This window comes from Stenotrophomonas sp. 05L44_2 (assembly GCF_056665995.1).
The window spans coordinates 1-1,203 of the sequence record NZ_JBFTNR010001034.1 but is presented as its reverse complement, the minus strand read 5'-3'; the positions used below and the strand labels follow the sequence as shown (position 1 = coordinate 1,203).

Genomic DNA, 1,203 nt, shown 5'->3' with positions numbered 1-1,203 from the left:
CACTACGGTTGAAAGAGACCTGGCCGGTCGATTCTGACCGGCCAAAACCGCACGATCCATTACTTTTTATTCCCGAATTAATTACCTTAAAGGTAATTACTTGGTGTTGCTGGAAGATTTCCTGCGCCGGCGCCGCGGCATGCCGACCGTGGCTGCACGCGGGCAACAAAAAAGCGCCTCTCGGCGCTTTCTGGGTTGCCCGGCAGGTGATGCCGGCGCTGTCTGCGATGGTGGGCCGTGATGGATTCGAACCATCGACCAAAAGATTAAAAGTCTTCTGCTCTACCGACTGAGCTAACGGCCCATGCAACATCCCTGCCTGTCGGCGGGGTGGGCATTCTACCCTACTTTGTGCGGTAGAGAGAAATCGTCGCAGTATCGGCCTGCAGTTAAACCGTTCCATGCAGCGGACGCATCTCATGCACACTCCTTCGTCCTTCGGAGCCACCGATGCGCCTGCCCTTCTTTCTGTGGGTAGTGCCGGCCTGCACGCGCTGATGAAGGTGCGCAACTACACCGCCGCCGAATACGCACAAGCAATGCTCGCCTGGCCGCACTTCTGGGCCTCGGTGCGGCCGCTGACCGCCAACGCCCGGCAGGCCAGCGCTACGCTGGAGCGGGATCTGGCTGCGTTCCGCAGGCTTTACCCCGCCCTGCGCCCGGCCAGCATCACCTATGCGGTGGGCGTGCTGCGCACAGGCGGCACCACGCTGGGGAAGCAGGTGCTGATCGGCGCGGAAATGGCACTCGGCGATGCAAGCGTGGATGTCAGCGAACTGCCGGAGCCGTTGCGCAGTCGCCTGCGGGCCTTCTACGACAGCGCGCCCGGCGCGAACAACGCGCAGAACAACCTGCATGAGTACGTGCACACCCAACAGCGCGAGACTACGGGATCGCTCGCACAGTACGCGGTGCGCGAAGGCGTGGCCGAGTACATTGCCGAGCGGATCAGCGGTCGCCGCCCGGCACTGCCGCTGTACACCTATGGCCCGTTGCACGAATCGGAGATCCGCGCTCGCTTCAGAGCGGAGATGGATGGCGATGCGCTGGACAACTGGCTGTACAACAACGCCCGCAGCCCGTTCGGGGTGAGTGATGTGGGGTACTACGCTGGTTACCGCATCGCGCAGGAGTACATGCGGCAGCAGCCGGATGAGCAGGCGGCGATCGCGCGGATGATCGAGCTGGATTACAGCGATCCGC

1 protein-coding gene and 1 tRNA gene are annotated in these 1,203 nt (G+C 62.5%); one reads left to right on the top strand and one right to left on the bottom strand.

The features are described 5' to 3' along the window. Positions 1–228: 228 nt before the first annotated feature. Positions 229–304, bottom strand: a tRNA-Lys gene (locus AC1VAN_RS22910). A 115-nt stretch (positions 305–419) separates the two neighbouring features. Here AC1VAN_RS22910 and AC1VAN_RS22905 point away from each other — a divergent pair. Then, positions 420–1,203 (top strand): DUF2268 domain-containing putative Zn-dependent protease (locus AC1VAN_RS22905; protein ID WP_480986877.1); only part of this gene is annotated, 784 nt, incomplete at its 3' end.